Origin of the sequence: Pseudomonas sp. PH1b, assembly GCF_000633395.1 — a bacterium.
GTDB lineage: Bacteria > Pseudomonadota > Gammaproteobacteria > Pseudomonadales > Pseudomonadaceae > Aquipseudomonas.
The window spans coordinates 250474-274478 of record NZ_AYMU01000007.1 but is presented as its reverse complement, the minus strand read 5'-3'; the positions used below and the strand labels follow the sequence as shown (position 1 = coordinate 274478).

The 24005-nt window shown below is 62.8% G+C and carries 23 protein-coding genes, 1 other RNA gene and 1 pseudogene; 11 read left to right on the top strand and 14 right to left on the bottom strand.

Annotation, left to right across the window (positions count from 1 at the left end; translation table 11 throughout):
* The 4 genes from U873_RS0113820 to hemN all read left to right on the top strand — a co-directional run bounded on the left by U873_RS0113820 (position 1) and on the right by hemN (position 4910).
* Positions 1-2451, top strand: a complete 2451-nt coding sequence (locus U873_RS0113820) for a heavy metal translocating P-type ATPase (RefSeq protein ID WP_025128818.1) — start codon at positions 1-3, stop codon at positions 2449-2451.
* Positions 2452-2472: 21 nt separating this feature from the next.
* On the top strand, positions 2473-2703 hold the full coding sequence (ccoS, locus tag U873_RS0113815) for a cbb3-type cytochrome oxidase assembly protein CcoS (protein ID WP_025128817.1): 231 nt from the start codon (positions 2473-2475) through the stop codon (positions 2701-2703).
* The gene (locus U873_RS0113810) at positions 2696-3379 is read left to right on the top strand and encodes a sulfite exporter TauE/SafE family protein (RefSeq protein WP_025128816.1); all 684 of its coding nucleotides are present in this window, start codon (positions 2696-2698) and stop codon (positions 3377-3379) included. Before ccoS ends, U873_RS0113810 begins: the two co-directional genes overlap by 8 nt.
* A gap of 148 nt (positions 3380-3527) precedes the next feature.
* Positions 3528-4910 carry an oxygen-independent coproporphyrinogen III oxidase gene (gene hemN / locus U873_RS0113805; RefSeq protein ID WP_025128815.1) on the top strand — a complete coding sequence of 461 codons (1383 nt, stop codon included), beginning with the start codon at positions 3528-3530 and terminating at the stop codon, positions 4908-4910.
* Here hemN and U873_RS0113800 read toward each other — a convergent pair.
* Positions 4907-5386 (bottom strand): hypothetical protein, encoded by a 480-nt coding sequence (locus U873_RS0113800; protein WP_025128814.1) that lies wholly within the window; start codon positions 5384-5386, stop codon positions 4907-4909. The two genes, hemN and U873_RS0113800, sit on opposite strands and share 4 nt — an antisense overlap.
* Before the next feature lie 153 nt (positions 5387-5539).
* Between U873_RS0113800 and fnrA the strand changes: the two genes are divergently transcribed.
* Both fnrA and U873_RS0113790 read left to right on the top strand, forming a co-directional pair.
* Positions 5540-6274: a Crp/Fnr family transcriptional regulator FnrA gene (gene fnrA / locus U873_RS0113795; protein ID WP_025128813.1), complete on the top strand. Its 735-nt coding sequence runs from the start codon at positions 5540-5542 to the stop codon at positions 6272-6274.
* Between the two features lie 82 nt (positions 6275-6356).
* Entirely contained in the window at positions 6357-6905 is a 549-nt protein-coding gene (locus tag U873_RS0113790; RefSeq protein WP_025128812.1) for an adenine phosphoribosyltransferase, read from the top strand.
* Between the two features lie 185 nt (positions 6906-7090).
* On the opposite strand, the gene U873_RS0113785 is transcribed toward U873_RS0113790, so the two are convergent.
* The 6 genes from U873_RS0113785 to dnaX all read right to left on the bottom strand — a co-directional run bounded on the left by U873_RS0113785 (position 7091) and on the right by dnaX (position 13009).
* A complete protein-coding gene (locus U873_RS0113785) occupies positions 7091-7297 on the bottom strand; it encodes a hypothetical protein (RefSeq protein WP_025128811.1) in 207 nt (68 codons plus the stop codon).
* 56 nt (positions 7298-7353) lie between these two features.
* Entirely contained in the window at positions 7354-8502 is a 1149-nt protein-coding gene (locus U873_RS0113780; RefSeq protein ID WP_025128810.1) for an acyl-CoA dehydrogenase family protein, read from the bottom strand.
* A 103-nt stretch (positions 8503-8605) separates the two neighbouring features.
* Positions 8606-9208 carry a recombination mediator RecR gene (recR, locus tag U873_RS0113775; RefSeq protein WP_025128809.1) on the bottom strand — a complete coding sequence of 201 codons (603 nt, stop codon included), beginning with the start codon at positions 9206-9208 and terminating at the stop codon, positions 8606-8608.
* 57 nt (positions 9209-9265) lie between these two features.
* Positions 9266-10309 carry an NADP-dependent oxidoreductase gene (locus U873_RS0113770; RefSeq protein ID WP_025128808.1) on the bottom strand — a complete coding sequence of 348 codons (1044 nt, stop codon included), beginning with the start codon at positions 10307-10309 and terminating at the stop codon, positions 9266-9268.
* A 183-nt stretch (positions 10310-10492) separates the two neighbouring features.
* The gene (locus U873_RS0113765; protein ID WP_015634779.1) at positions 10493-10831 is read right to left on the bottom strand and encodes a YbaB/EbfC family nucleoid-associated protein; all 339 of its coding nucleotides are present in this window, start codon (positions 10829-10831) and stop codon (positions 10493-10495) included.
* A gap of 66 nt (positions 10832-10897) precedes the next feature.
* Positions 10898-13009 (bottom strand): DNA polymerase III subunit gamma/tau, encoded by a 2112-nt coding sequence (gene dnaX, locus U873_RS0113760; protein WP_029978391.1) that lies wholly within the window; start codon positions 13007-13009, stop codon positions 10898-10900.
* Between the two features lie 138 nt (positions 13010-13147).
* On the opposite strand from dnaX, the gene U873_RS0113755 reads away from it, so the two are divergent.
* Positions 13148-13912 (top strand): ABC transporter substrate-binding protein, encoded by a 765-nt coding sequence (locus U873_RS0113755; RefSeq protein WP_025128807.1) that lies wholly within the window; start codon positions 13148-13150, stop codon positions 13910-13912.
* On the opposite strand, the gene U873_RS0113750 is transcribed toward U873_RS0113755, so the two are convergent.
* From U873_RS0113750 to U873_RS37570, 3 genes and pseudogenes are all read right to left on the bottom strand, one after another.
* The gene (locus U873_RS0113750; protein ID WP_025128806.1) at positions 13885-15603 is read right to left on the bottom strand and encodes a bifunctional diguanylate cyclase/phosphodiesterase; all 1719 of its coding nucleotides are present in this window, start codon (positions 15601-15603) and stop codon (positions 13885-13887) included. The genes U873_RS0113755 and U873_RS0113750 overlap by 28 nt on opposite strands.
* Before the next feature lie 18 nt (positions 15604-15621).
* Positions 15622-16719 (bottom strand): methyl-accepting chemotaxis protein, encoded by a 1098-nt coding sequence (locus tag U873_RS0113745; RefSeq protein WP_371261310.1) that lies wholly within the window; start codon positions 16717-16719, stop codon positions 15622-15624.
* Between the two features lie 186 nt (positions 16720-16905).
* Positions 16906-17334, bottom strand: a pseudogene (locus tag U873_RS37570) (PAS domain-containing protein); the annotation flags it as partial.
* Positions 17335-17632: 298 nt separating this feature from the next.
* Here U873_RS37570 and U873_RS0113740 point away from each other — a divergent pair.
* The 3 genes from U873_RS0113740 to U873_RS0113730 all read left to right on the top strand — a co-directional run bounded on the left by U873_RS0113740 (position 17633) and on the right by U873_RS0113730 (position 19509).
* Complete coding sequence (locus tag U873_RS0113740) at positions 17633-17947, top strand: helix-turn-helix domain-containing protein (protein ID WP_025128804.1); 315 nt, start codon at positions 17633-17635, stop codon at positions 17945-17947.
* Between the two features lie 144 nt (positions 17948-18091).
* Complete coding sequence (locus tag U873_RS0113735; RefSeq protein ID WP_025128803.1) at positions 18092-18463, top strand: VOC family protein; 372 nt, start codon at positions 18092-18094, stop codon at positions 18461-18463.
* A 152-nt stretch (positions 18464-18615) separates the two neighbouring features.
* Positions 18616-19509 (top strand): DUF2167 domain-containing protein, encoded by an 894-nt coding sequence (locus U873_RS0113730; protein WP_025128802.1) that lies wholly within the window; start codon positions 18616-18618, stop codon positions 19507-19509.
* Between the two features lie 52 nt (positions 19510-19561).
* On the opposite strand, the gene U873_RS0113725 is transcribed toward U873_RS0113730, so the two are convergent.
* A complete protein-coding gene (locus U873_RS0113725) occupies positions 19562-20497 on the bottom strand; it encodes a DMT family transporter (protein ID WP_025128801.1) in 936 nt (311 codons plus the stop codon).
* Between the two features lie 101 nt (positions 20498-20598).
* On the opposite strand from U873_RS0113725, the gene U873_RS0113720 reads away from it, so the two are divergent.
* Positions 20599-21465, top strand: a complete 867-nt coding sequence (locus U873_RS0113720) for a LysR family transcriptional regulator (RefSeq protein ID WP_025128800.1) — start codon at positions 20599-20601, stop codon at positions 21463-21465.
* Between the two features lie 191 nt (positions 21466-21656).
* Here U873_RS0113720 and U873_RS0113715 read toward each other — a convergent pair whose 3' ends face one another.
* From U873_RS0113715 to U873_RS0113710, 3 genes are all read right to left on the bottom strand, one after another.
* Entirely contained in the window at positions 21657-22160 is a 504-nt protein-coding gene (locus U873_RS0113715) for a GrpB family protein (RefSeq protein ID WP_025128799.1), read from the bottom strand.
* Positions 22161-22417: 257 nt separating this feature from the next.
* An RNA gene (gene ffs, locus U873_RS34865) (signal recognition particle sRNA small type) lies at positions 22418-22514 on the bottom strand.
* A gap of 311 nt (positions 22515-22825) precedes the next feature.
* On the bottom strand, positions 22826-23992 hold the full coding sequence (locus tag U873_RS0113710; protein ID WP_025128798.1) for a putative zinc-binding metallopeptidase: 1167 nt from the start codon (positions 23990-23992) through the stop codon (positions 22826-22828).
* Positions 23993-24005: the final 13 nt, after the last annotated feature.

The following is a 24005-nucleotide window of genomic DNA, read 5'->3' as shown; positions in this document are numbered from 1 at the left end:
ATGACCACGCCACTGCCTTGCTACCACTGTGCCCTGCCGGTTCCCGCCGGTCGCCGGTTCACCGCCGTCGTGCTCGGCGAACCCCGAGAATTCTGCTGCCCGGGCTGCCAGGCGGTAGCCGAGGCGATAGTCGCCGGCGGCCTGGAGCATTACTACAGCCATCGCAGCGAAGCCTCGGCCAACCCCGGCGCCCTGCCCGTGCAACTGGTGGACGAACTGGCGCTGTACGATCGCCCCGATGTACAGCAGCCCTTCGTCCGCCATGAAGGCGAGCTCGCGGAAACCACCCTGCTCATGGAAGGTATCAGTTGCGCCGCCTGTGGCTGGCTGATCGAAAAACACCTGCGCAGCTTGCCGGCGGTGGCCGAGGCCCGCCTGAACCTGTCCAACCACCGCTTGCATGTGCGCTGGGCCGACAGCCAGTTGCCTTTGAGCCAGGTGCTCAGCGAGCTGCGGCACATCGGCTACGCCGCCCACCCCTATCAACCGGACCGCGCCTCTGAACAGCTGGCCAGCGAGAACCGCCTGGCCCTGCGACAACTCGGGGTCGCCGGCTTGCTGTGGTTCCAGGCAATGATGGCGACCATGGCCACCTGGCCGGAATTCAACATCGACCTCAGCCCTGAGCTGCACACCATCCTGCGCTGGGTCGCGCTGTTTCTCACCACCCCCATTGTCTTCTACAGCTGCGCGCCCTTTTTCAAGGGCGCCATGCGTGATTTGCGTACCCGACACCTGACCATGGATGTCTCGGTCTCCCTGGCCATTGGCGGGGCGTACCTGGCAGGCATCTGGACCTCCATCAGCGGGGTTGGCGAGCTGTACTTCGATGCGGTGGGCATGTTCGCCCTGTTCCTCTTGACCGGTCGCTACCTGGAGCGCCGGGCCCGGGAGCGCACGGCGGCCGCCACGGCGCAACTGGTCAACCTGCTACCGGCTTCCTGCCTGCGCCTGGACGAAGACGGCCAAAGCCAGCGCATCCTGCTCAGTGAACTGCGCCTGGGGGATAAGGTGCTGGTGCATCCCGGCGCGGTGCTGCCGGCAGACGGCAGGATCCTTGACGGCCAATCCAGCATCGACGAATCCCTGCTCACCGGTGAGTACCTGCCACAAGCCCGCGGCCAGGGCGACTCGGTCACCGCCGGCACCCTGAACGTCGAAGGTGCGCTGACGGTGGAGGTCCAGGCCCTGGGCCAGGACACCCGGCTATCGGCCATCGTGCGCCTGCTGGACCGGGCCCAGGCGGAAAAGCCCCGGCTGGCGGAAGTCGCCGATCGTGCTGCCCAGTGGTTCCTGCTGTTTTCCTTGATCGCGGCTGCCGCCATCGGCCTGCTGTGGTGGCAACTGGACGCCTCCCGGGCGTTCTGGATCGTTTTGGCAATGCTCGTAGCCACCTGCCCTTGCGCCCTGTCACTGGCAACCCCGACGGCCCTCACCGCCGCCACCGGCACGCTGCACAAACTTGGCCTGTTGCTGACCCGCGGCCATGTGCTGGAAGGGCTGAATCAGATCGACACGGTGATTTTCGACAAGACCGGCACCCTCACCGAAGGCCGGTTGGCGCTGCGCGCCATCCGACCACTGGGGAGCCTGTCCAGCGACGCCTGCCTGAGCCTGGCCGCGGCTCTGGAAAATCGCTCGGAACACCCCATCGCCCGGGCTTTCGGCCGCGCCCCCGTCGCCGCAGAAGAGGTTACCAGCAGCCCCGGGCTCGGCCTGGAAGGCCTGGTGGGAACCCAGCGCCTGCGTATCGGCCAACCGGCTTTCGTCTGCGCGCTCAGTGGCTGCAAGGTGCCGCAGATGCCCGACGAACACGGCCAATGGCTGCTGCTCGGCGATACCCAGGGTGCCCTCGCCTGGCTGGTTCTCGACGATCGCCTGCGCAGTGACGCTCCCGCACTGCTGGCTGCCTGCAAGGCTCGCGGCTGGCACACTCTGCTGCTCTCCGGGGATAGCTCGCCGATGGTCGCCAGCGTGGCCGCTGAACTGCAGATCGACGAGGCCCGTGGTGGCCTGCGCCCGGACGACAAGCTGCAAGTGCTGCAACAGTTGCACCAGCAAGGCCGCAAAGTGCTGATGCTGGGCGACGGGGTCAACGACGTGCCCGTACTGGCCGCCGCCGATATCAGCGTGGCCATGGGCTCGGCCACCGACCTGGCGAAGACCAGCGCCGATGCGGTGCTGCTGTCCAACCGACTGGACGCCCTGGTGCAAGCCTTCAGCCTGGCCCGCCGGACACGCCGGGTCATCATCGAGAACCTGCTCTGGGCGGGACTGTACAATGGCCTGATGCTGCCGTTCGCCGCCCTCGGCTGGATTACCCCCGTATGGGCGGCGGTCGGCATGTCCATCAGTTCCCTGACCGTGGTGCTCAATGCCCTGCGCCTGACCCGCATGCCGCGGCAGGCCGACAGTGCCGCCGCCCCCGAAACCCGCCCGCTGCCGGCCTGAGCCGCCGGGCCTGGAGTCAAGATGCCTGCTCTTTATGTGATGATCCCGGCCGCACTGCTGATCGTGGCCATCGCCATCTACATCTTCTTCTGGGCCGTCGACAGCGGCCAGTACGACGACCTTGACGGTCCGGCCCACAGCATCCTGTTCGACGATCAGGACCCAAGCCACACCGCGGCCGTAGACGAGGTCAAAGGCCAGGCTGCCCAAGACACCGCCCCCGCCGAGAAACAGGAACCGCCCCATGCTTGAGCTGGCACCTCTGCTAGTTTCCGCAGTGATTCTCGGTCTGTTGGGCGGCGGTCATTGCCTGGGCATGTGCGGCGGGTTGATGGGCGCCCTGACCCTGGCAATCCCCCAGGAACAGCGCAGTCGGCGCTTTCGCCTGCTACTGGCCTATAACCTGGGCCGCATTCTCAGCTACGCCCTGGCCGGACTGCTGCTGGGTCTCGCCGGCTGGGCAGTGGCCAGCAGCCCGATGGCACTGTTCATGCGGGTAATTGCGGGCCTGCTGCTGATTGCCATGGGCTTGTACCTGGCCGGCTGGTGGAGCGGCCTGACCCGTATCGAAGGCCTTGGCAAAGGCCTGTGGCGGCATATCCAGCCCGTCGCCAACCGCCTGCTGCCGGTCTCCAGCCTGCCCCGCGCTCTGCTCCTGGGCGCACTCTGGGGCTGGCTGCCTTGCGGGCTGGTGTACAGCACCCTGCTGTGGTCGGCGAGCCAGGGTAATGCCCTGGACAGCGCCTTGCTGATGCTGGCCTTCGGCCTGGGCACCTGGCCGGTGCTGTTGGCCACCGGCCTCGCGGCGGAGCGGGTCACCGCCCTGCTGCGTCGCCGTAGCGTGCGCATGGCCGGCGGCCTGCTGGTCATGCTGTTCGGAATCTGGACCCTGCCCGGCCCTCACCAGCATTGGCTGATGGGCCACTGAGACCGGGCAAGTGCCCGGCCAGAGGGCCTGTACACCCTGTCGGCACTACCCCAGCGGCTCCCGAACACCCTTGATACAAGTCAAGATGGCCGCGGCCCTAACCTCCTAGACTCGCGAACACTGCCAGCCTATCCGGGGGAATTCCCGCATGCTCGACGCCATTCGTTGGGACACAGATCTGATCCGCCGTTACGACCTGGCGGGACCACGCTACACCTCCTACCCGACCGCGGTGCAATTCAACAGCCAGGTCGGCGCCTTCGACTTGCTGCATGCCCTGCGCGACAGCCGCAAGGCCCAGCGCCCGTTGTCGCTGTACGTGCACATCCCGTTCTGCGCCAACATCTGCTACTACTGCGCCTGCAACAAAGTCATTACCAAGGACCGCAGCCGCGCCCTGCCCTACCTGCAGCGCCTGGAACAGGAGATGCAACTGATCGCCTGCCATCTGGCCACCAACCAGCGCGTCGAGCAACTGCACTTCGGCGGCGGCACCCCGACCTTTCTCAACCATGATGAACTGCGCCAGTTGATGGCCCTGCTGCGCAAGCACTTCAACCTGCTCGACGATGACTCCGGCGACTATGGCATCGAGATCGATCCGCGGGAGGCCGACTGGTCGACCATGGGGTTGCTGCGAGAGCTGGGCTTCAACCGGGTCAGCATTGGCTTGCAGGACCTGGACCCGGCCGTGCAGCGGGCGGTCAACCGCCTGCAAAGCCTGGATGAAACCCGGGCAGTGATCGAGGCGGCCCGTACCCTGCAGTTTCGCTCGATCAACATCGACTTGATCTACGGCCTGCCCAAGCAGACCCCGGAGAACTTCGCCCGTACCGTGGAAGAAGTGATCAACCTGCAACCGGATCGGCTCTCGGTGTTCAACTATGCCCACCTGCCCGAGCGCTTCATGCCGCAACGGCGGATCAATGGCAGTGAGCTACCGGCTCCGGCGGAAAAGCTGCAGATGCTGCAGCGCACCATCGAACAGCTGACGGCGGCCGGGTATCGGTACATCGGCATGGACCACTTCGCCCTGCCCGATGATGAACTGGCCATTGCCCAGGAAGAATCAACCCTGCAACGCAACTTCCAGGGTTATACCACCCACGGTCATTGCGACTTGATTGGATTGGGAGTGTCGGCCATCAGTCAGATCGGTGATCTTTACTGCCAGAACAGCAGCGACTTGACGCACTATCAAAATGCCTTGGCCGGAGCACAACTGGCTACTAGTCGCGGTTTGGTGTGCAATGCAGACGACCGTCTGCGCCGTGAAGTTATTCAGCAACTGATCTGCAACTTTAGTCTTAAGTTCGAAGATATCGAACAAGCCTTCAATATTGATTTTCGTGGCTACTTCAATGAACTCTGGCCGGAACTCGAAGAGATGGCCGACGATGGCCTGATCGAACTCAGCAGCGACATGATCACGGTCTTGCCCGCCGGACGGTTGCTGGTGCGCTCGGTGTGCATGGTGTTCGATGCCTACCTGGGCCAGCAGAACCGTCAGCGCTTTTCCCGGGTGATCTAGGACTTCATGACCAACGATGCCGCCTTCATCACCTGTTCAGGGCTCAAGCCCGCTTGTTTCATCGCCTTGGCCAGGGAGGCATTGGCGGTCAGCAAACCGCTGTTGAGGCTCGCCAGGGCCGATTGCAGGCTACCCACCCTGGCCTTGGCTTCTTCAGGGCTCAGGCGCTTGTCGGCCATGACGGCCTGGAGCTGGGCCAGCTTTTCTGCAATCTGTTGTTGCAATTTCCTGATCATCTTGAGGATCTGTTGAATATTTTCGGGAAGGCCGCTTTCCTCAATATCACTGTCACGCCCGGTGGCGCTGGAGGACTTCTTCAGGCCCGCTCCCGACAGCGACACTTTGACGCCCTCACCGAGACCAGGCTCCGCAACTAGACGAGAATCATTTAGTTCAGCGTCATAAATGCTTTTCGATGATTCAGAAAGTGGCTGCAAGTTATTGCTGCCATTAGTAATACCGCCAACGGACGACATAGTTGCGGCTCTCCAAGTTACTTTTGATAACAGGCTATCGACTCCAAAAAGGATTGCTTTACGACTGACCGTCAATACGGCACGGACTGGCCGGAACCTCCTCCCGTGAGTTACCCTTACGGCTTATGTGTGTTCTCCCACAAGGATTCTAGAATGTCCGAGCCAGTTAAACTGCGCGCTCACAACCAGGCCCATTGCAAGGACTGCAGCCTGGCACCCCTCTGCCTGCCACTTTCGTTGAATTTGGAAGACATGGACGCGCTGGACGAAATCGTCAAACGTGGCCGCCCATTGAAAAAAGGCGAATTCCTGTTCCGTCAGGGTGACGGCTTCGACTCGGTGTACGCCGTGCGTTCAGGCGCCCTGAAAACCTTCAGCCTCAGCGACAGCGGCGAAGAGCAGATCACTGGCTTCCATCTCCCGAGCGAGTTGGTGGGTCTGTCCGGCATGGACACCGAAACCCATCCGGTTTCCGCCCAGGCGCTGGAAACCACGTCGGTGTGCGAGATCCCCTTCGAGCGCCTCGACGAACTGGCCCTGCAATTGCCACAGCTGCGCCGCCAGTTGATGCGGGTCATGAGCCGCGAGATCCGCGACGATCAGCAAATGATGCTGTTGCTGTCGAAGAAGACCGCCGACGAGCGCATTGCCACCTTCCTGGTCAATCTCTCGGCGCGCTTCCGTGCCCGCGGCTTCTCGGCCAACCAGTTCCGCCTGAGCATGTCGCGCAACGAAATCGGCAACTACCTGGGCCTGGCGGTGGAAACCGTGTCCCGGGTATTCACCCGCTTCCAGCAGAACGAGCTGATCGCCGCCGAAGGCAAGGAAGTCCACATCCTCGACCCCATCCAGCTCTGCGCCCTGGCCGGCGGCTCGGTGGAAGGCTGATCCACAACGTGCGCGACTGAGCCAAGGTGCTCGGTCGCAGGTATACTGGCGCGGCATATTTTGCCCGCCAGGACACCTGAAGATGGCCTTCGATTCCTTCGACATCAAATCCCTGATCCGCCCCGTGATCGACTTTCCGAAACCCGGCGTGATCTTTCGCGACATCACCCCCCTGTTCCAGTCTCCTCGAGCCCTGCGCCTGGTGGCCGACAGTTTCGCCCAGCGTTATGTCGAAGAAGACTTCAGCCATATCGGCGCCATGGACGCCCGTGGCTTCCTGATCGGCTCGATCATCGCCTACCAACTGAACAAACCGCTGATCCTGTTTCGCAAGCAGGGCAAACTTCCGGCGGACGTGCTCGCCGAAGGCTACCAGACCGAGTACGGCGAAGCCTTCCTCGAAGTCCATGCCGACAGCCTCTGCGAAGGCGACTCGGTGCTGATGTTCGATGACCTGATCGCCACCGGCGGCACTCTGGTCGCCGCCGCCAATCTGGTACGACGCATGGGGGCAAGCATTTTCGAAGCCGCCGCGATCATCGACCTGCCGGAACTGGGCGGCTCGCAAAAGCTGGAGGACATGGGTATCCCCACCTTCTGCCTGACGCAGTTCTCGTTGAGCGAACGCTAAAACCGCTGGTGAGCCGCCTCCGCCACAGGATCGGAGCCGGCTCAGCCCTTAGGCTCCTTCCACGCCCCATGCCAGTCGCCGCACCAACCGCGTGGCCATGGAGCGACCCAGGACATTGCTCAATCCCGGCAGCAACCCGGGCCCTGGTCGTGCCTGAGTGCAGCCGTTCGACAGTCCCTACGCCGCTAGGACGACACCCGGGCCCGCTGCGCAGCCCACTCCAGCAGCGCCAGCCGCCGTGGCAGGGACATGGCCACACCCAGCGGACTCTGATGAGCCGCTGTCACCAGGGCGAAACGCGCCTGAGCCGCCTGTCCAATGGCGTAAGACACATCCAGGCCCTCGGCATCCACCGACATCGCCAGCCATTGCACCCCGGCGGCCTGTAGCAACTGACGGTATTCCTCACTGAAGCCAACGGCGGCCCTCTGGCAATTCCCGAACCGGGCTAGAGCCCCATCTGCTTGCTGATGATTTCGTTCATCACTTCGCGGGTGCCGCCACCAATAGAGAGAATGCGATTGTCACGGTACAGCCGCTCCACCAGGCTTTCGCGCATGTAGCCCATGCCTCCCAGGATCTGCACCGCGTCGTAGGTGATACGGTCGGCGGTATCGGTGGCGAAGTTCTTGGCCATGGAGATCTCCTTGATCACGCTCTTGCCTGCCGCCATCTGCGCCGCCTGGCGGTAGGTGAACTCCCGGGAGATCTCCAGCGCCGTAGCCATCTCTGCCAAACGATGCTTGAGCACCTGGAACTTGGCGATGGGCTTGCCGAACGCCTCGCGCCCACGAGCCCATTTAAGACTTTCTTCCAGAGCCATCTGCGCGGTCATGTTGGCCATCAGCGCCAGCGCCAGGCGCTCGCTCTGGAAATTGCCCATGATGCAGGCAAAGCCCATGTTCTGGGTGCCGATCAGGTTGCCCACTGGCACCCGGCAATCGTCGAAGAACAACTCGGCGGTGTCCGAGGCCCACCAGCCCATCTTTTTCAATTGCCGCCCCACGGTAAACCCCGGAGTCCCCTTCTCGATCAGCAGCAGGCTGATGCCGCCGTAGCCAGGCTCGCCGGTACGTACGGCAACAGTGTAGAAGTCGGCACGCACGCCACTGGTGATAAAGGTCTTGGCGCCGCTGACCCGGTAATAGTCGCCATCACGCACCGCGCAGGTCTGCAGATTGGCCACGTCCGAGCCGCCACCGGGTTCAGTCACCGCCAGGGCGCAGATCTTCTCTCCGCAGAGCACCTGGGGCGCCACTCGCTCCCGCACTTCGGGACGGGCCCATTTGACGATGGGTGGCAAGCCGATATCCAGCGATCCCAAGCCCGCCACCAAACCACCGGAACCGCTACGCATCAATTCTTCACTGGCAGCGATCTTGGCGAACAGATCACCTTCATGACTGCCGCCCAGGGATTCGGGATAGCCGATGCCGAGAATCCCGGCGGCACCCGCCTTGAGATACAACTCACGCGGGAAGCCACCCGCCTCTTCCCACTGATCGATCTCGGGGAGGATTTCACGCTCGACGAAACGTCGCACGCTGTCGCGGACCAACTGGTGGCTGGGATCGAAGTATTCCTGGCAGGCAGACATCGGCAAGCTCCTCTGAAGGGTCGAGGAAACTTACCAAGCGCTTGCTTGGTTTTCAACCAAAGGATGCGCCCGGCCCGTCGGCAGGCCGGCACACCCGTCCCATCTACAGCTCTATGGGTTTACGCCCGGCAAAGGAATGGGCCAGGGTGCCGCCGTCCACCAGCTCCAACTCGCCGCCCAGCGGCACGCCATGGGCGATCCGCGAGGTGATCAGCCCCTTGTTGGTCAACAGTTGGGCGATGTAGTGAGCTGTGGCTTCGCCTTCTACCGTGGGGTTGGTGGCCAGGATGATTTCGCTGAAGCTGCCCTGCTCTTCGATCCGCGCCAGCAGTTGCGGAATGCCGATGGCTTCCGGCCCCAGGCCGTCCAGGGGCGACAGGTGCCCCTTGAGCACGAAGTAGCGACCGCGATAACCGGTCTGCTCTACCGCATACACGTCCATCGGCCCCTCCACCACGCACAGCAGGCTGTCGTCACGCCGCGGATCGGCGCACTGCGGGCACAGCTCGTCCTCGGTCAGGGTTCGGCACTGGCGGCAATGCCCTACCCCCTCCATGGCCTGGCTCAGGGCCTGGGCCAGGCGCAAGCCACCACTGCGGTCCCGCTCAAGCAGTTGCAGGGCCATGCGCTGGGCGGTTTTCTGACCCACACCCGGCAAAGTACGCAGGGCATCGATCAGTTGGCGAATCAGGGGGCTGAAGCTCATGGGCAAAGGTCCGACAAAACGACGAGACGCGGTTTATACCCGCGCCTCGGGGCAGCGTCAAATGCTCGCGTCCGGGGCCACCTTGACCACCAGCTTGCCGAAGTTGCGTCCCTCCAGCAGGCCGATGAAGGCTTCTGGCGCCTGCTCCAGACCCTCGACCCTATCCTCCTTGAACTTGACCTTGCCCTCGCGCACCCAGGGCGCCATGGCCTTGATGAACTCCGAATGCCGGTCGCCGTAGTCGTCAAAGACGATAAAGCCCTGGATGCGCACTCGCTTGGTCAGCAGGGCACGCTGCAGCAGGGGCAGGCGATCGGGACCCGACGGCAGTTCCTGGGCGTTGTACTGGGCAATCAGACCGCAGAGGGGAATGCGCGCCTTGGGATTGAGCAGGGGCAGCACGGCATCGAAGACCTTGCCGCCGACGTTCTCGAAGTAGATGTCCACGCCCTTGAAGCAGGCCTGGGCCAGCTCATCGGCAAAGTCGGCGCTCTTGTGATCGATGCAGGCATCAAAGCCCAGCTCCTCGACCACGTAGCGGCACTTCTCGGCACCACCGGCAACACCCACTACCCGCAACCCCTTGAGCTTGGCCACCTGCCCCACCACCGAGCCCACTGCACCGGACGCTGCGGCCACCACCAGGGTTTCCCCGGACTTGGGCTGGCCGATGTCCATCAACCCCATGTAGGCGGTCATTCCGGGCATGCCCAGTACACCCAGGGCCATGGAGGGGCTGGGCAGGCCCGAAGGCACCGGGATCAGATTGCGGCCATCACAAATGCAATGACTCTGCCAGCCGGTGGCCCCCACCACCAGATCGCCCTCCTGGAACTTCGGGTTCAACGAGCGCTCCACCCGGCTCACGGCACCTCCGGTCATGACCTCGTCGATCTCCACCGGGGCCGCATAAGACGGTGCATCACTCATGCGCCCGCGCATGTAAGGGTCCAGGGACAGATAGAGGGTCTTGAGCAGCACCTGGCCATCCGCCAGTTCCGGCAGGGCCACCCGTTCCAGGCGGAAGTTTTCCGGGACTGGCGCGCCCTGTGGACGGGACACCAGCACGACGCGCTGATTAAGGGTCAATGTTTGCGGCATCACAGACACTCCTTTAGCAAAGGTTGAAAAGACTTGCATAGGTTGCAGACCATGGGTTCGGCCCGGCGTTCTATGTTTCCAACGGCAATCGTGGCCCACCCGCCGTGGCGCATCGCTTGCCAGGTAAAAAAAAGCCAGGCTCTAGGCCTGGCTTTTTTAGTCCATCCAATGCGCCTGTGCGAATCAGAAAGGCAGCTTCATGCCCGGAGGCAGCTGCATGCCGGCGGTCATGCCGGACATCTTTTCCTGGCTGTTGGACTCGATCTTGCGCACGGCGTCGTTCACCGCGGCAGCGAACAGGTCTTCCAGCACTTCACGGTCATCTTCGCTGACGCCTTCGAGCAGGCTCGGGTCGATGCTCACACGCTTGATGTCATGACGACCGGTCATGACCACAGTGACCATGTCGCCGCCGGCCTTGCCGGTGACTTCTGCGTTGGCCAGTTCTTCCTGCATCTTGGCCATTTTTTCCTGCATCTGCTGTGCCTGCTTCATCAGGCCGGCCATGCCACCTTTCATCATGGGAATTACCTCAAAGTACGGGGATGGAAACGGCGCCCGGCCCCTGGCCCGGCGCCCTTGAAGTGATCAGCCCTGGGCAGCCAGGGCCTCGACAGGCTCAATAGTATCGTGGCGCACCACCGCGCCGAACTCCTGGACCATCTGCTGGATGAACGGATCACCGTGGATCGATTCCTCGGCATCGCGCTGACGGTTGGCACGGCGCCGTGACGCCGCCTGGGCCGGGGTTTCCTGCTCGGGCTTGATCAGCTCGATGCTCAGGGCCAGGGTGCGCCCGTGGTACTGGTTCAGGGCGTCGTTGAGACGGCGCTGCTGAGTGGCGTTGAACAGTGCACTATGGGCCGGATCCAGGTGCAGCAGCCAATTGTCGCCGTCTACGGCCATCAGCGTGCAGTTGGCAGCGATGCTCCCGGTCATCCCGGAAATCGGCAACTTTGGAAACAGTTCCAGCCACTCCAGGGCCAGGCCGGTGGCCGGCATCGCCGCAGGTTCCGGCTCGGGCTCGGGCTCCGGATCGGCAGCGTGCTCGCTGGCCAGCTCATCGAGGTAGCTGTAGGCCGAATCCATGTCCGGCTCGATGTAGTCCTCATCCAGCGGCGGCTCGTCGTCCAGATCGGCTCCAGGAGTCGCAGCGTCGACCTCGGCAACCGTGGGCTCGGGCACCGGCGCATTGACCCATTCCGGCGCATCCGGCACCACGCTGTCGGGCGTGGGGGTGGGCATCGGGGTCAAATCAGGCTGTTGCGCAACCACTTCCAGCACCGGTTCCACAACTGCTTGCTGTTCGACCGAGGCTTGCACGCCAGCTTCTGCCGGATCGTTCCACGGCAGGTCGATCACCTCTTCGGTGACCGCAGGCACAGGCTCGGGCTCGGCGACAGTCGCCTCGACAACCGGTGGCACAACTGGCGGCACAACGGCGGCCGGTTCAGGCGTGGGCACGGAAACTGGAGCAGGAGCCGGCACACTGGCCACCGGCGCCGCAACGGCTGCAGGCGCAGCAGGTGCGGGTGCCGCCACGGCTTGGGCGGAATCAACTGTGGCCTGGCTGATCCCCACTGGCTTTAGCGGCTGTCTCGGTGCATCCGCGGTGTCCGCTGGCCGGAACGCCAGCATACGCAGCAGGACCATCTCGAACCCGCCTCGCGGATCCGGCGCCAGCGGCAAGTCACGCCGACCAATCAAGCCCATCTGGTAATAGAACTGCACATCTTCGGCAGGCAGCGCCTGGGCCAGGGCCAGCACTCGGTCGCGGTCGCCATGACCGTTATCGACCCCATCCGGCAGCGCCTGGGCGATCGCCACTCGGTGCAGCACGTTGAGAATTTCGGAAAGCACGCCATTCCAGTCCGGCCCCTGCTCCGCCAGATGGCGCACCGCCTCCAGCAGCGCCTTGGCATCACCGTTGATCAGCGCATGCAGGACGTCATAGACCTGGCCGTGGTCGAGGGTGCCAAGCATGGCGCGCACGTCGGCAGCCATGACCTTGCCCTCGCCGAAGGCAATGGCCTGGTCGGTGAGGCTCATGGCGTCGCGCATCGAGCCGTCGGCGGCGCGACCCAGCAGCCACAGTGCATCGTCTTCGAACGGCACATTCTCCACGCCCAGGACATGGCTCAAGTGCTCGACCACACGCTCGGGCGTCATGTTCTTCAGGGAGAACTGCAGGCAGCGCGAAAGAATGGTCGCCGGCAGCTTCTGCGGATCGGTGGTCGCCAGGATGAACTTGACGTAGGGCGGCGGCTCTTCGAGGGTCTTGAGCAAGGCGTTGAACGAGTGGCTGGAAAGCATGTGCACTTCGTCGATCAGGTAGACCTTGAAGCGCCCGCGGCTCGGTGCGTACTGCACGTTGTCCAGCAGTTCACGGGTGTCCTCGACCTTGGTCCGGCTCGCGGCGTCGATCTCGATCAGGTCGACAAAGCGCCCCTCGTCGATCTCGCAGCACACCGAACAGGTGCCGCAGGGCGTGGAAGTGATGCCTGTTTCACAGTTCAGACATTTGGCAATGATCCGCGCGATGGTGGTCTTGCCCACCCCGCGCGTGCCGGTAAACAGATAGGCGTGGTGCAGCCGCTGGCTGTCCAAGGCATTGATCAGAGCCTTGAGCACATGGGTCTGGCCGACCATTTCGCGGAACGAGCGCGGACGCCATTTACGTGCAAGAACCTGATAACTCATCGAAAACCGTCGCGACTGGAAAGCGGAAGCCGGTAATGCTAGCGGAGCAAGGGCGAAATTGCATCCGGCGCGCTCGTCTAATCTGTCTAAGCTGCATTTTGCAAAGGACTGATCGCCCGTTTGAACCATGGAGATCGTATGCGTTTGATGTGGGGCGCGCTGCTTGTGCTCAGTACCGGCCTGGAGGCTTCTGAGCCGCCTCTACGCTTTGTCGTCGCCGACAGCTGGGCCATGCCGACCATCGAGATCGAGGGTGACCAGCCCACCGACGGCATCCTCTACGACCTGATGATCAGCCTGGCCAGGCACCTGGGCGCCCCCCCTGAGTTTCATGTCCTGGCCCGGGCCCGAGTGCAGAACGCCATGGCCCAGGGCGAAGTCGACGTGCGCTGCTACGCCGCCCAGGCCTGGTTGCCAAACCTGTCTGGCGACTACCTGTGGAGCGTACCGCTGTTCAACCAGCGCAACCTGCTGGTAAGCAATCACGAACACCCGCCGGGAATGGATCCCCAGGCCTTGACCGGCCAGCACATCGGCACCGTGCTCAGCTACACCTACACCGCACTGCAACCACTGTTCGACAGCGCCCGGCTGATTCGCGACGACGCACGCAACGAGGAACAGGTGCTGCAAAAACTTCAGGTCGGCCGCTACCGCTACGCCATCGCCAGCCAATGGACCCTGGACTGGTTCAACCGCACCCAGGCCTCAGGCAAGCCGCTGTACAGCGTTGCGCTGGTGCAGGAGCAGGCGGTGGGCTGCTACGTGCGCAACGATCCGCAGGTACCGGCCCAGCGGATTCTGCGGACCCTGCTGCGGATGAAGATGTCCGGCGAGATCGATGCCATCGTCCAGCACTACATCACCCCCGACCCTCAGGATCCTGGCAGCGCCAGCCCCTGAACCTCAAGGCCGCACCATGACTGCGGCGGCTCGAACCCCTGCACCCAGCCCAGCACTGCGCTGGCCGGCATCGGCCGGGCAATGAAGTCCCCTTGGGCCACTTCACAGCCCAGGGCCATCAACCGCTCTCCATGGGCCAGGCTTTCCAGGCCTTCGGCCACTACCTGGCGGCCAAAGGCCTGGGCCAATCCCACCAGGGCCTGGATCAGTGCCTGATCATCCTCGTCGTGCAGCATGTCACGGACAAACAAGCGGTCGATCTTCAGGGTCTGGGTGCGCAAGCGCTTGAGGTAGCTGAGGGATGAATTGCCGGTGCCGAAATTTCCCAGGGAGAACTGCACCCCAAAGCCCTGGCAGGCATCGAGGCAATCGCTGACCCGCTGGATGTTGTCGATGGCCACCGACTCGACGATCTCCAGGTCCAGCAGGGACGGCGATACATCCGGATAACGATCGAGCATGCCCTTGAGCCGTTCGACAAAGTCCCCGCGCTGAAAATGCCGGGCCGCGACATTCAGGCTAACGGGCCAGCCGTGCCCGGCCACCTGCCAGCATTGCAACTGGGTCATCACCTGGTCCATGACCCATTCGCCGATATCGACGATCAGGTCGGTCTCCTCCACCTGGGCCAGGAACTCCTGGGAGCCGAGCATTCCGCGCTGCGGATGCTGCCAGCGCAGCATCGCCTCGAACCCCACCACCGCACCGCTGCGCATGTTGACCTTGGGCTGGAAGTACAGGTGCAGCTCACCGGCATTCAATGCCTGGCGCACCTGTTCGACGGTCTGGTAGGTGACCATCACCTCACGATCACGCAACACATCGAACAGGTGGAAACGATTGCGACCGCTCTGCTTGGCCACGTACATGGCCTGGTCGGCGTGGCGCAACAACGTATCGGCATCATGGTTGTCGGTGGGAAACAGGGTCACGCCAATGCTGGCGAATACACTGATGTCCATGCCCTGAATCGAGTAAGGCTGGGAAATGACGCCCAGGACTCGCTGCAGCGCCGCCCGCAACTCGAACATGTCCCGCACATAACGCAGGATCAGCACGAACTCGTCACCGGCCAGGCGTGCCACCACATCCTCGCCACGAATGATCGAACGCAGGCGCGCGGCCACCTCCACCAGCAGCAGGTCGCCACTGGCGTGCCCGTAGCCATCGTTGACCGCCTTGAAGCCGTCAAGGTCGAGCATGCACACGGCCAGGGGAATGTCTTCCTGGCGAGAGAACTCCAGGGCCTGGTGCAGCAGGTCGGAGAGAAAGGCCCGGTTGGGCAGGCCGGTCAGCACGTCATGCCCGACCCGCCACTGCAGCGAATGCAGCAACTGGCGCTTCTCGCTGACGTCAAAACGGATCGAGACGTAGCGCACCACCCGTCCCGAACGCTGGTCGACCAGCGGCACCATGGTGCTGTCGACCCAGTACAGGCTACCGTCCTTGGCGCGGTTACAGATCTCGCCTTTCCACACCCGCCCCTGGGTGATGGTCTGCCACAGCTCGACAAAGAATTCCGGCGGGTGCAGGCCGGAACTGAGCATCCGATGGTTGGCGCCGATCAGTTCCTCACGGCTGTAGCCGGAAACCTGGCAGAACAGATCATTGACATAGGTGATGCTGCCGCCGAGATCGGTCTCGGAGAAAATGGCGGCAGCATCGACGGCCCTGCGGTATTTCTCATCCATGAGTCGAACTCACTGTCGCTAGCGGTTGAACCGCTCGACCAGGGCCCGCAGCCCGGAAGAGATGTTTTCCAGCTCGGCGCCACGAACCACTCCGGCGCTGGCGTTCTCGGCAGTGCGCTGCACCGTGGCGGCGACACTGTTGATCTGTTCGGAAACCGATTCGGCGACGTGGGACTGCTCCTGGGAGGCTGCGGCCATCTGCTGGCTCATGTCGGTGATACGCTCGACCGCAGCGCCAATGCCCTGCAAGGCCTGTTGCGCCTGCAGCACTTGCTGCACGCCCTGCTCCGCCTCCTCGATGCCGAGACTGGCGATCTGTACCGCTTCGTCGGCCCCGGCCCGCAGGCTCTGGATGATGCCCTGGATCTGCTGGGTCGACTCGCGGGTCTTGCCGGCCAGGGCTCGCACCTCGTCGGCGACCACGGCAAAGCCGCGTCCCTGCTCACCGGCCCGAGCCGCCTCGATGGCTGCGTTCAGGGCCAGCAAGTTGGTCTGGTCGGCGATCGCCTGGATCATGCTTGCCGCCACCATGATGTCCTGGGTCTGCCCGGCCAGGTCGCCCACCGCCTGGTTGATCTGGGTAACCGTGCGGGCCAGCAACTGGATCGCATCGCGCGATGTGCCCGCTACCTGACTGCCCTGCTGGGCCAGGAGATTGGCGGTATGAGCCTCGCTGGCGGTGTGCTGCACATGTTCGGCAACCTCGGTGATCGAGGCCGCCATCTGGGTCATGGCCGCGGCCGTCATGTCGGTTTCCGCGCGCTGCTCCAACAGGGCCGACTCGGTGCGGCTGGACAACTGGCTGGAGTCGGCCGCCGCCGTGGCCATCTGCCGGGCCAGGTCGCTGAGGCGGGTCAAGGCGGTTTTCAGCCGCGCCTCCTCACTGATCAGGATCATCTGCAACTGCGCTGCCGGCCCCAGCGCATCACTGTAGGCCAGGGCACAGATCGGGTCGGCAAAGGTGTTGGGGGTGCTGCTGACGATTTGCTTGAGCTGTTGCCCCAGGCGCCGCTGGGCCAGCAGACCGCTCCCGACGAACGCCGCGACCGTCACCCCCTGCGCCACCAGCGTCGGCAGCCAGGTGAATGCCGCCAGACAACCCAGCGCCAAGGCCACCGGCAGCAGCAAGGGGCGGGCAACGGCTTCCACGCGGCGCCAGGCAGACACCGGCGCCTTGTCGGCACGCAACCGGGCATACAAGGCCTCGGCACGACTGACTTGCTGCCGCGTCGGCTTGACCCGGACCGACTCGTAGCCTACCAGCCGCCCGCTCTCGAGAATCGGCGTGACATACGCGCTGACCCAATAGAAGTTGCCGTTCTTGCAGCGGTTCTTCACGACCCCCATCCAGCTCTGGCCGGCCTTGAGGTAACCCCACATCGATTCGAACACCGCAGCGGGCATATCCGGATGACGCACCAGGTTGTGGGTGCTGCCGATCAACTCGGCCTGACTGAATCCGCTCATGGCGGCAAACTCGGCATTGCAATAGGTGATGTGACTATTGGTATCGGTGGCGGATATGAGCCGCTGCTGGTCGGGAAAGGTCTGCTCAACAGAGGTGACCGGCAAATTGAGACGCACTTTAGAACTCCATAGACAGCCTGCGATCAACAGATACCGGGAGACCGGTAATAGATTGATTCGCGATGTACTTTCCTGGCGGTACAACTCAATCGGTAAGTTCGCCCTGATTGCAGCCGTACAGCGGTTTGCGCGGCAGTTGACCATCGATTCGACGGAGATCAACTAGGATCAGATAAGGCGTCAGGTAGGGACGGCGGACGGCACGTTGGCGGGATTTACGAGACGTTCGAGCCTCTGCCAAGCCCCCGGTTTAGGTGAACAAGGGAAATGCAATGATTTCTTGTTTCATAAACCTGCCTTCTGAAACTAGATCACCAAATACCTGTCCGAAGCGCCGATTCTACGAAATGCATCACATTTTGCAAAGCAAGGTGATGAGATGTGGTGTTGTCTAATGCCAATATTTATCGTTAAGTTCTTGATTCTAAATGGGAATTGAGCGATGCAAATTTCAAGTTTGGGTGCAGCCATCAAGCGCTATCGAAAGGTAGCGGGGCTTACTCAGGCTGAACTAGGTGAAAAAACCGGTTTTGACCCAAAAACCATCAGCCGCTTCGAAACCGGCACCTACACCCCCAGCGTTGAAGCTCTATTTCTACTAGCCGAAGCACTGGGAGTGAAGCTGAAAGCCTTCTTTGCCGATCTGGGTGACGAAGAGGAACAGCGGGCTTATTTGTTCGGTGTCATTCACAAAGCCACCCCGAAGGATCTGGGAAAGCTGATAGCAGCGGTAGACCAGGCCTTGTCCAAGCCTTGAGCCCCGCAACACATCAACAAAAGAGGCACGCTTATCGCCCCCTGATAAACGGGCCTCTTTTCAATCTCCACTCCTGACAGGAACTGACAGACCCAGCGCATAAGCTGATGCCCTTCGCACAGCCCCAAGGAGCCTGGAGTCGTCATGATCACCCATACCTATTTCCTGCTTTACGTGGACAGCCCCGCCGTCAGTGCAGCCTTCTACAGCCGCCTGCTGAACAAGTCGCCGGTGGAATCATCGCAGACCTTCGCCCTGTTCATCCTCGATTCGGGCATCAAGCTCGGCCTGTGGTCCCGCCACACCGTGGAGCCCAGCGCCGCGGCAACCGGCGGTGGCGGCGAGCTGGGCTGGGCGGTGGACAGCCGCGAAGCCGTGGATGAACTGTACCGGCACTGGCAAGCCCTGGGCATGACCATTGCCCTGCCCCCCACCTTGATGGATTTCGGCTACACCCTGGTTGCCCTCGACCCCGACGGGCACCGCTTGCGCGTGCTCTACCTGAACCTCGACTGACCCGCCCACGGCGAAGTGGCGCTGCCCCCGCGCCCTTCCCGCGACGCTCCGCCCCTGATCCTCGCCGGAAACAAAAAGAAACGTCTCATTGAGCCCAGGCGCGCTCATCGTTATCCTCCCCGCCAACTTGTCACAGAATGTAAGGGAATACGATGAAGTACCTGCGACTCTTGATGGCCATGGCCGTCCTCTGCGCCACCTCATTCCTGGCCCTGGCCGACGCACCGAGCGAGAACAAGGACGCCGAGGCCCAGAGCGCCGAACAGTTCCTTGCTTCGCTCTCGCCACGCCACGGCAAGGTCAAGCTGCCCGGGGACATCGCCAGCCTCGACCTGAGCAACGAGTTCTACTACCTCACCCCCAAAGATACCGAGAAGCTGCTGACCGAAGGCTGGGGCAACCCACCCGGCTTCACCACCCTGGGCATGATCGTGCCCAGCGCGGTCAGCCCGCTGTCCGCCGAAGGCTGGGGCGTAATCATCAGCTACAAGGATGACGGTCATATCTCCGACGATGACGCGGCGAAGATCGACTACAAGGAACTGCTCGAACAGATGCAGGAGGCGGACAAGGAAGATAACAAGCAGCGCAAGGAACAAGGCTACGGCGCCATCCACCTGCTGGGCTGGGCCGAACAGCCCAGCTACGACGCACAATCCCACAAGATGTACTGGGCCCGCGAGCTCAAGGCCGAAGGCGCCGAGAGCAACACCCTGAACTACAGCATCCGCGTACTGGGCCGCGAAGGCGTGCTGGAACTCAACGCAGTTGCCTCCATGGATGACCTGCCGACCATTAAGCGCGAGATCCCCAAGGTCCTGGCCTTCACCAACTTCACCGACGGCAATCGCTACGCCGACTACAACCCGAGCACCGACAAGCTCGCCTCCTATGGACTCGCCGCCCTGGTGGCCGGCGGCATCGCTAGCAAGGCCGGGCTGTTCGCCAAGCTTGGGGTACTGCTCCTGGCCGGCAAGAAATTCATTGTCGTGGGTGTGCTCGCCCTCGCTGCGCTGGTTGGCAGGCTGTTCAAGAAAAAAGGCTGATCCGCCCTGGCACAACGCCCCGCCCCGCGGGGCGTTGTCACGCGCAACCAGGCTACTCGCGCCCCCGAGTCTCCAGTGGCTTCACCCCTGGCGCGCTCGCAACGGTACGGCATTGCCGCCAACGCCCCTCGCCCTGCATCGCCATCACGCTGCCCAGTACCACTGCCGCCCCCAGCACCACGCTGGACTGCACCTGCTCTCCCAGCACCGTCGCGGCCAGCAGCATCGCCACTGGCGGAATCAGGTACATGGCGATCGACGCCCGACTGACTTCCACCCGTGCCAGGACATAGGCCCAGGCCAGGTACGCCAATGCACTGGGAAACAATCCCAGCAACAGCACCGCCAGATTGACCCGCCACGGGGCCAGCGCTACCGCCCGGGCCAACCCTGGCGCATAGACCGTCAACAACAGGGTGCCGCTCCAGACCATGTAGCAGACCGTGGTCAGCACCCCGTAGCGCCCGGAAAAACGCCGCTGCAACACGAAGTACAGCCCCCAGGAAAACGCCGCCAGCAATACCAGCAAGCCATGGACCTCGACCGCTCCCAGCCCCTGGTCACCCATCACCACGATCACCGCTCCCAGCATCCCCACTAGCACGCAGCCCCAGCGCCAACCGCTGACCGGTTCCTTGAGCCAGAAAAACGCAATCAGGGTGCTGAAGATCGGCGCCGACTGCGCCAGTACGCTGGACGCCCCGGCACTCAAGCCTTGCTGACCATAGTTGAGGCTGACGTGATGCAGGGCTATGGCAAAAAAGCCCAGCACCAGCAACCCGGGCAGATCGCGCCAGCGCGGCAGGGCAATGTTCAACACCAGCGCCATTGCGCCCATGAACAGCGAGGCGATCAGAAAGCGCAGCAACGCCAGATGCCCGGGACTGTAGCCCTCCAGACCAATATGGATCCCCACCGGGGAATAGGCCCAGCACAGAATCACCGCAGCACTGGCCAGCACCAACTTGAACACGGGCGAGATCTTCACGACACAGGCATTCCCATAGAAAAGAGGAAAACCAGTGTCCCGCCCTCAACACCTCACTACAATTAACCGATACTGAGCCAATCACTCACTGGAACTGAGCAATGGAACTGGCCCAATTGAAGATGGTGAGAGCAGTGGCCCGCACCGGCAGCATTGCCCGTGCGGCCGAGCAATTGCACTGCGTTCCCTCCAACATCACCAACCGCCTCAAGCAGCTGGAAAACGAGCTGGGCACAGTCCTGTTCAACCGCATCGGACGCGGCCTGAAGATCAGCCCCGCCGGCGAAATCTTCCTCGGCTACAGCGAACGCATCCTGGCCCTGGTGGACGAAGCCAAGCACGCAGTGGACGGCCAGGCCGAACCCAGCGGCCTGCTGCGCCTGGGCTCGATCGAATCCTGTGCGGGCGGGCGCTTGCCGCCGCTGCTGGCGCAATACCACCGGCGCTACCCAAACGTGAGTGTGGAACTGACAACCGGCACCTGGTCGCAACTCTTTGAAGAGTTGCAGCACCAACGCATCGACGGCGCCCTGGTGGCCATCGACCACCTGCCGGCGAAACTGCAACAGACCGTGCTCTATCGCGAGCCTCTGGTGCTGATTTCCAGCGCCACCAGCGCGCCGATCCGCACCCCCGGCGATCTGCAGGGACAGAACCTGTTCATGTGGCCCACAGGCTGCCCCTATCGCCGCGCCCTGGAAAACTGGCTGGCCAGGCATGAACTGAACCTGCCGATTACCGGATATGCCAGTTGGGGCACGATTATCGGCTGCGTCAGTGTTGGCGCCGGCGTCTCGCTGATTCCCCAAGGCGTGCTGGAGCGCTACTCACAGTCGGCCACACTGACCGTGCAGCGCTTCGACGATCTGCTGCCCGTAGACAACCGCTTTGTCTGGCATCGGGATGTCACGCGGCACAACGCAAGGGATGCATTTGCCCAGTTGCTGCGGGAAAAATGGGCGACCTGAGCGCAACCCATAGTGCAGCACACATAGAGCCGGCGCTTCAGCGCGATGCTCAAGCGCAGCAATGACCAGCGACGAAATTACCGCGAGAGCGGCTACGCCTCGGGCTCACGCCTGGCAATGCGCTTTCGCCGTATCACCGACTGTCGCCCGAGGATTTGCAGGCGCTGACCTGGCGCCCGAGCAGGCACCTGTCACGGCCGATATCGATCTAGCAGCGCCTGGATAAAGGGCGCCTTTTGCGCCAGGTACTCACCAATGCCTTGGCGGTTGCTGGCCTCAAGTTGCAGCTTCAAGTCCTGGTATTGCTGGCGAAGGCTATCGTCCTGGCACAACAGCTCGCGAAAACGCAGCATCCGCTCGATCTGCTCGTGCCCCTGGACACAGACATGCACCTTGTGGGTGCGTACGCCATCGACATCGCGCCGATAAAAGTGATGACCCGCCGAAAGATCCGAGCCCCGGACATAACCCAAGCCCATCATGAAGGCGATACGGGCAGTGACATCCCTGTGCTCGGACACCACCGCCAGAAGGTCGATTTCCGGCTTGGCCGCCAACCCGGGCACGGCCGTGCTGCCGACATGATGAATCGCCATGAGCTCGGCACCGAACCCCTTGGCTATGCGCTTTTTCTCGCTGATGAAGCCCTGGGGCCACTGATCGTCGTAGGGAGAAATCTTGCTGGTAAGCGCCATTACTGCTCCTTGCTGCGCATGGCAAATCAGGAAAGATCACGCATTAATCCATTCAACAACCGAGGGCGATGGCAGCAATGCTCCCTCGCCCGGGAAGTCGTCGCCTTGGCAGGCATACAGGGACTCGTCACTGTGCTGCACGAAAGAAATGCACGAACGACAAAAAACACGCAACCGGGAAAGGCTGCATGGCTGTGTAATGTGCGAATAACTTGAACACACTCGTCGAGGACCAACGAGGGGCGTTATGGAGGCAACCCCACCAGCCACACCCCGGCACACAATGTTCCCGCTGTGGCTGCTGCCTTCCGGCTCTGACCAGGTTCACGGGTAATCGTTGCGGGGGGACCGATGGGGTCACCATAACGACGCTCACCTGACGGCGAGCCGCGCCATTGTACCTATCTGAATCGAACTTACAACCGCTCGTTGCAGATTAAAAAATCTGATGAGCTTCAAGCACTTGGATCTTGCCTGGGGGAAAACCCGGTGTGAGCTCGCTCGCTCGCGCGGGTAGCGAGTCGGCGGCAGGCGGATGACCGACCGGGATTGACGCCCAATTGCGGCGACACCAACCTGCCGCCGGATTCGGCAGCTCAGGACAAGAGCCACTACCGCGCCCAGCGCAGGTTGCGCCAACAGCTCCCCGGGCAACGCCAACCCGGTCAGTCCAGAGACAGCACTTCGTCGGCCCGGCCACCTTCCTGCTGGATCACCAGGTGAATGAAATGCAGCTTGGCAATCACCGGCGGCGACAGGATGAAGGGGTAGAAATCCGCTTGGCCCATGCTCCGCGACAGCTCATTGAGCATGCCAGCCAGCTCGATCCAGGCATTGACGAAAGCCAGGAACGCCAAGCCGCCCGGATGTTGCGGATCGTACAGGGCACTCAAGGGGAACGGCTGGTAGTCGAGATCCACGTCTCGGGCACTCAGACCGAACCCCAGGGCAGTGTCCACCGCGTCCATCATGTGCAGGTAGTGAGCCCAGGTTTCCGCCCAATCTTCCCAGGGATGCATAGTGGCGTAGGCGCTGACATGGCTCTGCTGCCAACCGCTCGGCGCACCTTTCTGGTAATGCCGGTCCAAGGCCTCGGCATAACTGTAGCGCTCGTCTCCGAACAGGCCGCGAAAGGGCTCCAGCCAGGCGCTGCGGGCAATCAGCCGATCCCAGTAGTAGTGCCCCACCTCATGGCGAAAGTGCCCGAGCAGGGTACGGTAAGGCTCGTGCATCTGCGCCCGCACCCCTTCACGGTGAGCGTCATCGGCCTCCTTGATGTCCAGGGTGATCAAACCCTTGGCATGCCCAGTGGTGGGCGCCCTGCCCTGCAGGTCGGCGCCGATGAAATCAAAGGCCAGCCCCCGCTCTTCATCTTCGCTTTTGGGAACCATCTGCAACCCGAGGGCGAACAGCTGCGCCACCAGGCGGCGCTTGGCGATCTCGACCTTGCGCCAGCGCTCCGGGTTTTCGGGAACAGACAAGTCGGGAATGGTGCGATTGAGGCGACAAGCCACACACAGGGTGCCGGCCAAGTGTGCCGGCAGCAGCCAATTACAGGCGGCGGGAGTGTCGAGGTTGGCGCAACGCTTGAAGGCCCCGCCCTTCGGTGCGGCATCCAGTATCCAAGTATCGAAGACCGGCCCCGGTTGCAGGGAAGACAGGCAGCCCGACTGCGGCTCATAGCCCACCAGGGCCGAGCAGGCCAGGCACTGGCTGTTGCGAAAGAACAGCGACTGCCCGCAACGGCACGAGCAGACTCTGCTGTTGCGTGAACGATCAGCGACGAAAGGTGCGGCAATCCGCGAACTGAGCTGCTCGAAGAAACGGTGCATGTCGAACTCCCCC